At 70.5% G+C, this 7,252-nt stretch carries 6 protein-coding genes; 1 reads left to right on the top strand and 5 read right to left on the bottom strand.

The window, feature by feature from the left end; all coding sequences use genetic code 11:
- From ACH34Q_RS30300 to dnaG, 5 genes are all read right to left on the bottom strand, one after another.
- The coding region (locus ACH34Q_RS30300; RefSeq protein ID WP_395986502.1) for a Dyp-type peroxidase at nucleotides 1-825 on the bottom strand (825 nt) is incomplete at its 3' end.
- A 151-nt stretch (nucleotides 826-976) separates the two neighbouring features.
- Nucleotides 977-2,161, bottom strand: a complete 1,185-nt coding sequence (gene efeO / locus ACH34Q_RS30295) for an iron uptake system protein EfeO (protein WP_395986501.1) — start codon at nucleotides 2,159-2,161, stop codon at nucleotides 977-979.
- Between the two features lie 132 nt (nucleotides 2,162-2,293).
- Nucleotides 2,294-2,782: a YbjQ family protein gene (locus tag ACH34Q_RS30290; protein ID WP_395986500.1), complete on the bottom strand. Its 489-nt coding sequence runs from the start codon at nucleotides 2,780-2,782 to the stop codon at nucleotides 2,294-2,296.
- Nucleotides 2,783-3,026: 244 nt separating this feature from the next.
- Nucleotides 3,027-4,172, bottom strand: a complete 1,146-nt coding sequence (rpoD, locus tag ACH34Q_RS30285) for an RNA polymerase sigma factor RpoD (RefSeq protein WP_395986508.1) — start codon at nucleotides 4,170-4,172, stop codon at nucleotides 3,027-3,029.
- A gap of 71 nt (nucleotides 4,173-4,243) precedes the next feature.
- Nucleotides 4,244-6,178: a DNA primase gene (dnaG, locus tag ACH34Q_RS30280; RefSeq protein ID WP_395986499.1), complete on the bottom strand. Its 1,935-nt coding sequence runs from the start codon at nucleotides 6,176-6,178 to the stop codon at nucleotides 4,244-4,246.
- A gap of 123 nt (nucleotides 6,179-6,301) precedes the next feature.
- On the opposite strand from dnaG, the gene ACH34Q_RS30275 reads away from it, so the two are divergent.
- A complete protein-coding gene (locus ACH34Q_RS30275) occupies nucleotides 6,302-7,177 on the top strand; it encodes an alpha/beta fold hydrolase (protein WP_395986498.1) in 876 nt (291 codons plus the stop codon).
- Nucleotides 7,178-7,252: the final 75 nt, after the last annotated feature.

Genomic DNA, 7,252 nt, shown 5'->3' with positions numbered 1-7,252 from the left:
CGGCGTACGGTCCCACGTCTCGATGTGCATCCGGATGCGGCGGGCCACCAGGTACGAGCCGCCCGCCATCCAGCCGGAGCCGCCGCCCGCCGCCGCCCAGACGTGCCGGTCCAGGAGCGCGGCGTCGTCGCCGGAGATGTTCTCCGTGCCGTCCTTGAAACCGAAGAGGTTGCGCGGCGTCTGGGCGTCGGGGGTGGTGGAGGACGTCTTGCCGAAACCGAGCTGCGACCAGCGCACCGCCACCACGCCGAAGCCGATGCGCGCCAGGTTGCGTACGGCGTGCACGGCCACCTGCGGATCGTCGGCGCACGCCTGCACGGCGATGTCGCCTCCGCCGCGTTGCGGGTCGAGCCTGTCGCCGGAGAAGTGCGGCAGGTCCGCGAGGGCGGCCGGGCGCCGCGCTTCGAGGCCGAGGTGCTCCTTCTCGAACAGCGACGGGCCGAAGCCGATGGTCAGGGTCAGCCGGGACGCGGGCAGTCCGAGGGCCTCGCCGGTGTCGTCGGGCGGCGCCACGCCCGGGCCGCCGACGGCCCCTCCCCCGACCGGCTCGCCCGCCGCCATCGCCGCCGCGGCGGCCGTCCAAGCCTTGAGCATCTGGACGAGCCTGCCCCGGTCCTCGGTGACGACATCGAACGCGGCGAAGTGCAGCCGGTCCTGGACGGGCGTCGCGATCCCCGCCTGGTGCTCGCCGTAGAACGGGATCGCGGCAGGGCTCCGCTCCCCCTCGGCGGACGCGACGCGTTCGATGCCCGCCCCAGCTGCGGCGCCGGCCAGCAGGCTCGCGCCCGAGAAGCCGAGCATCCGGCGCCGGGAGACTCCGGTCATCGGCTGTCCTCGGTTAGTGGCACGTGCTCGGTTAATGGCACTGCCTCGGTCACCGGCACTGCCTCGGTCACCGGCACTGCCTCGGTCAGCGACCCCACCTGCGTCACAGGCCGTCCTCCATCACTGGCCCATCCCTATTTCGCTTCCCGACTCACCGCACGACCGCCGCCGCCAGCCGGGACAGCGGCTCGCCCAGCGCGTTCACCCCGTCCGACAGCTCCTTGCGCTGCGCTTTGCGGACCGTGTCGTACGAGACGTACCCGCCCAGGCCGTCGCGCTTCTCGTACCACCACAGCAGGGCATCGACGCCGTTGAAGGCTCCGTCCAGCTCCTTGGCGAGCTTGGCGTCCTTCTCGACCACGACCGCCTTCAGCAGCTCGTAGACCTTCCTGGCACCGTCCACGTTGGCCTTGAAGTCCACGAGATCGGTGTGGCTGAACGCCTCCTCCTCGCCGGTCACCTTGCCGGTCGCGACCTCGTCCAGCAGCTCCTTGGCGCCGTTGGCCATGGACGCGGGCGTGATGGGCGGGTCCAGCTGCGCCGCGGTCACCTTGGTCCGCAGCTCGCCCAGATCCTTCATCAGCTGGTCGGCGTACCGCTCCTCGCCCTTGGTCGAGCCGGTCTTCCACAGCGCCTTCTCCAGGCGGTGCCAGCCGGTCCACTTCTGCCCCGGCTCCAGGTCGGCCTCGCGCGCGTCCACTCTCGGGTCGAGGTCGCCGAACGACTCCGCGACCGGCTCGATCCGCTCCCAGCCCACGCGGGACGGCGCGTACAGCCGCTTGGCCTCGGCGATGTCGCCCTTCTTGAACGCGGCCACGAACTTCCGGGCCCCGGCGATGGAGTCGTCGGTCTGCTGGACGGCATACGCCCGGTAGTCGGCCAGTGCCTTGCTGAGGCGCGGATCGGTGGCGTGGTCGGCCTGCCCGCTGACCACGATGTCCTGCCGGATGCCATGCCCGACCATGCCGGGCTTGCAGGCGATCTGGTAGTTGCCGGCGCCGAGCTGGACGGTGAGCGTCACGCTGCCGCCCGGCTCGATGTTCTCCCGCTCAGTGATGATCTTGTCGCCGGGGGCGTACACGTAGACCTCGGTGACCTTGCCGCCCGCGTTGGTGACGCGGAAGTCGATCGTCCCGGCGGTGAACTCCTTCTTCGCGACCTCGCACGTGTCGTCCGAGGCCTTGATCGCGACCGCGCCGCCCGTACCGCCCGCACCGCCGCTACCGCTGGCACCGCCCGCCCCTGCGGCGTCGCCGCCGTCGTCACCGCAGGCGGCCAGGACGGTCATCGGCAGGACGGCCGCGCTCACGCACGCCAGGGCACGGACAAGACGCATGGGCTCTCCAGGGGACTCGCGAGGCTTTCAAGCATGACTTTCAAGCATGGCTTTCAAGCTCTTACCGTCGCCCCTTGGACAGCGGGAGCGACAGACGCGGCGATCGTCCAGTGTCGGCCTTCTGGCCGGGCCCTACCGGGGACGGTCGTGCAGGCCGATGGTGAGGTTGCGTGCGGCCATCGGAGGCCCGCCCGGCTGGGAGTCGCCGTACGGCGGCATGTTGCTCTGCTGCTGGTGGGGCTGTTGTGGCTGCTGCGCTTGGGGAATCGAGGCCGAGTGGCCCTGCTGGGAGCTCTGGACGGCCTCCGCCCATACCGCCGTTCCGTACGCGCAGACCTCGTGGCCGCCTCCGGCCAGGGCCACGGTCTCGAAGCGCATGCCCAGCACGACGTTGGCGCCCTTGCGGCGCGCCTCCTCGCCCAGCCGGTCGACGGCCTCGCGCCGGGCACCGGCCAGACCGGCCGCCGGCGTCTCGCCGGTCATCCGGAACGTCGCGCTGCTCCCCGAGTGCCCGGGGGCCGCGCCCCGCGCCTGATCGGTCTGGACGGCCACTCCCAGCGCCTCTCCCAGCACGCTGCGGATCTCGTACCCCGCCAGTCCATCGGTCGTCACGATCAGCATGTCCCCACGGTAATCCACCCGGGAGGGGGAATGCGAAGTTCCGGCCGTTCCGGCCGTCCGGCCGGAGGCCAGGGCGGAGGCCGCGGGCGGAGGCCGCAGGCAGAGGCCGCGGGCAGAGGCGCAGCGGCGGAGGCGCCGGGCGTGGACGGGCTTCTGCCGTGGCCGCGGGGGCGTCCGCGGCCACGGCAGAAGTCAGGGGACGAAGGGGTCGTCCGTCAATCGGGCGAATCACTGGGCGAACGGGTCAGTCCAGATACTCCCTCAGGGTCTGCGCACGGGACGGGTGGCGCAGTTTCGCCAGCGTCTTGGACTCGATCTGGCGGATCCGCTCCCGCGTGACCCCGAACTCCCGGCCGACCTCCTCCAGCGTCCGGGGATGGCCGTCGGTCAGGCCGAAGCGCAGCTGGATGATGCGCTGCTCCCTTTCCGACAGGGTGCCGAGGATGTCCTCCAGCTGGTCCTGCAGCAGGATGAACGCCGCCGCCTCGATCGGCACGACCGCGTCGGCGTCCTCGATGAAGTCGCCGAGATCGGAGTCTTCCTCACCGATCGGCGACTGCAGCGAGACCGGCTCCTGGGCGATCCGCTGGATCTCCACGACCCGTACCGGCGTCAGCCCCATCTCCAGGCCGATCTCCTCCGGCGTCGGCTCCCGGCCGAAGTCCTGGTGCATCTGGCGCTGCACCCGCACCAGCTTGTTGATGGTCTCCACCATGTGCACCGGGATACGGATGGTCCTGGCCTGGTCGGCGATCGCTCGCGTGATCGCCTGGCGGATCCACCAGGTGGCGTACGTCGAGAACTTGAACCCCTTCGTGTAGTCGAATTTCTCGACCGCGCGGATGAGTCCGAGATTTCCCTCCTGAATCAGGTCGAGGAACAGCATTCCCCGGCCCACGTAGCGTTTGGCGATCGAGACCACCAGCCGGAGGTTGGCCTCGATCAGTCGTTGCTTCGCCCGTGCCCCCTGGCGAGCGAGCAGTTCGAGGTCGATCCGCTCTACCCGGGAGAGGATGACGGCGTGCGCCATCTTCTCCTCGGCGAACAGTCCCGCCTCGATCGATTTCGCTAGTTCGACTTCATCTTCTGCCGTGAGGAGCGGTACGCGACCGATTTCCCGCAGATAGATCCGGACCAGATCGCTCGTCGGCGCCCGCTTGCCGAGGTCTCCCTCGTCCGCTCGCGTGACGTCCTCGGTCTCCGGCGGAGATTCGAGGACCTCTACCCCCTGCTCTGCGAGCATCCGGACGACCCGTTCCAGGGAGTCGTCCGGCAAGTCTGAGCGATCGAGTGCAGCGGCTACGTCGTCGACGGTCACACCGCCGCGCTCTCTGCCGCGCGCGACAAGGTCCGCCACCTGGTCAACCGATGGCGCCTCGCTTGGCAGCACCGAAGGGCCCACGGGGACAGTCTGCGTCACGCAGGTCCAAGATCACAGGACCCATTTTGCGGATCCTTGACTCACTGTGACCCGAGGCCACGCTCCCGCATCACTCGTCTCTGCTGCTCAAGCGCGACAAGATCGCCGAACAGCCGGTTGTACTCCTCGGCCTGCTCGACCGGATTCAGCCGTCCGAGTTTAGATTTCGCGTTGGTGATCAAGCGTGTGAGCTGGCGTTCCAGGATACGGGCCAGCAATTCACCGGCGTAACGGTCATCCGTTTCCTGAGCGGAGTGCACCGGCTCGACTCCGAACTGCGTCACCAGCGCCCTGACCTGGTCGTTCGGGGCCAGCTCCAGCAGCGCGTTCACCCATTCGTGCGGCCCGCCCGCGATCGCGACCCCGCCCGCCGCGGCGATGACCTCCCGGACCGCCGCGTGCGGCGGCGCGATGAACGCGTCGGCCGGGACCTGGTCGAACTCCGGCCCCAGCAGCGCCGGCCGCTGCACCGCCAGCTTGAGCAACTCGCGCTCGCGGCGCACGTCGGGATCGTTCGGATCGAACGCGGGACGCTCGGCCTGCTCCTGCCCCGGCGCGCCCTGCCCCTGCCGGCCCTGCTGACCGTACTGGCCCTGCTGGCCCTGCTGACCGTTGCGGGGGCCGCCCTGGCGGCCGTTGGGCGCCCGGCGGGCCGTCAGCTCCCCCACCCGGCGCAGCACGAACTGCTCGTCCATGATGCCGAGCCAGCGGTCCAGGCTGACCGCGTACATCTGCCGCAGCGACCGGTCCTTGATCGCCGCCACCACCGGGGCCGCCGCGTCCAGCGCGCCCAGCCGGCCCTCGGGGGTGTCCAGATCGTGCTGCTGGATCGCGCTGCGGATCGCGAACTCGAACAGCGGCAGCCGGGCCGCCACCAGATCGCGCACCGCCGCCTCGCCGTTGCGGATCCGCAGGTCGCACGGGTCGAGCCCGTCCGGCTGCACCGCCACGAACGTCTGCGTCACGAACTTCTGCTCGTCGGCGAACGCGCGCAGCGCCGCCTTCTGCCCGGCCGAGTCGCCGTCGAAGGTGAAGATCACCTCGCCGCGGAACTCGTCCTGGTCCATCAGCAGCCGGCGCAGCACCTTGATGTGCTCGTCGCCGAACGACGTACCGCAGGTGGCGATGGCCGTGGTCACCCCGGACAGGTGGCAGGCCATCACATCGGTGTAGCCCTCGACCACCACCGCCTGCCGGCGCCGCGCGATCTCCTTCTTGGCCAGGTCGGCGCCGTACAGCACCGCGCCCTTGTGGAAGAGCGGCGACTCGGGGGTGTTGAGGTACTTGGGGCCCTCGTCATCGTCGTACAGCTTGCGCGCCCCGAAGCCGATCACATCGCCGCTCAGATCGCGGATCGGCCACATCAGCCGGCCCCGGAACCGGTCCATCGGCCCGCGCCGGCCCTCCTTGGCCAGCCCGCCGGCGATCATCTCCTTGTCCGCGAACCCGCGCCCGCGCAGGTGCCGGACCAGCCCCTCCCACTCGCGCGGCGCGAACCCGACGCCGAACCGGGCCGCGTCGGCGGCCTCGAACCCGCGCTCCGACAGGAACTTGCGCCCGATGATCCCCTCAGGCGAGCCGAGCTGGCCGGTGTAGAACTCCTCCGCCGCCTTGTGCGCCTCCAGCAGCCGGGCGCGCTGGCCCGAATCCTGCCGGGGGGTGTAGCCGCCCTCCTCGTACCGGAGCTGGACCCCGGCCTTGACCGCCAGCCGCTCCACGGACTCGGAGAACGACAGATGGTCGATCTCCTGCACGAACTTGATGACGTCACCGCCCGCCGCGCAGCCGAAGCAGTAGAAGAGGCCTCGGCTCGGGGTCACGTTGAACGACGGCGACTTCTCGTCGTGGAAGGGGCACAGCCCCTTGAGGTTGCCGCCGCCCGCGTTACGGAGCTGGAGGTACTCCCCGACCACGTCATCGATGGGTGACCGCTCCCGTACGAGCGCTATGTCCTCATTACGAATCCGGCCTGCCACGGCGGCGAGTCTAATCCCGCCATGGGACATCCCGGGCCCGAGCCTCCCACCCGCGATGACTTTTCCCTTACAGGCAGGTCCATCTAGGGAACCGCTTGAGAGAACTACTGAGAGGGATCAACGATGAGCGACGAGCGCCTGGTCCCTGTGAACGGGGTCGAGCTGTGCGTGCAGACGTTCGGAGAGGCCGGGGACACGCCACTCCTGCTGGTCGGCAACACGATGCTGACCTGGCCGGACGGGCTGTGCGAGCGGCTGGCCGGGGAGGGGCCGCGCCTGGTGGTGCGGTACGACCTGCGCGACACGGGCCGTTCCACGACGGCCGACCCGGACGCGCCGGGCTACACGCTGCGTGACCTGGTCTCGGACGCGACCGGGCTGCTGGACGCGCTCGGCCTTCCCCGCGCGCATGTGGCGGGGTTCGGAGTGGGCGGCTGGATCGCGCAGCTACTGGCCCTCGACCATGCCGAACGGGTCGCCTCGCTCACGCTGATCGCCGCCCGTGCGCTCCCGCCGGGGCCGGTGGATCCCGACCTGCCCGACCACGCACCTGAGCTGATGGAGCACATCATGTCGGCGCCCGAGCCCGACTGGACCGACCGCGCCTCGGTGGTCGAGGCCATGGTCGAGAGCGCCCGGCACATGGCGGGCTCCGCCGGGATCGACGAGGCGGAGGTACGGGAGCAGGCCGGGCGGATCTTCGACCGGGTCCCGGAGGCCGCTTCTCCGGGCGTCCGGCGTTCCAACCACTTCGGCACCGCCTTCGCGGCCATGGACTCCGGTGACCGCTGGCGCGAGCGGCTGGGCGAGATCTCCGTCCCGGCGCTGGTGGTCCACGGCGAGGACGACCCGTTCTTCCCCATCGGGAACGGCGAGGCGCTGGCCCGCGAGATCCCCAAGGCCGAGCTGCTGCGGCTGTCCGGAACGGGACAGGAGCTGCCCCGCCGCGTCTGGGACGACGTCGTTCCGGCCATGATCCGGGTGAGCGAGGGTGCATGAAGTGGCCCGGATGAGGTGAGCGGGCCTGGACCTGAGCGGGCCTGGACCTGAGCGGGCCTGTATCCGGGCAGGCTC

The organism is Actinomadura sp. 9N407, assembly GCF_044326315.1.
GTDB lineage: Bacteria > Actinomycetota > Actinomycetes > Streptosporangiales > Streptosporangiaceae > Spirillospora.
The sequence above is the reverse complement of the archived record's forward strand: the minus strand, read 5'-3'. Positions and strand labels throughout refer to the sequence as shown.

Excerpts from the sequence above, each read along its gene's own strand:
- ACH34Q_RS30290 (WP_395986500.1), bottom strand. The coding sequence starts at position 2,782 with ATGCTGATCGTGACGACCGATGGACTGGCGGGGTACGAGATCCGCAGC.
- efeO (WP_395986501.1), bottom strand. The coding sequence starts at position 2,161 with ATGCGTCTTGTCCGTGCCCTGGCGTGCGTGAGCGCGGCCGTCCTGCCG.
- ACH34Q_RS30275 (WP_395986498.1), top strand. The coding sequence starts at position 6,302 with ATGAGCGACGAGCGCCTGGTCCCTGTGAACGGGGTCGAGCTGTGCGTG.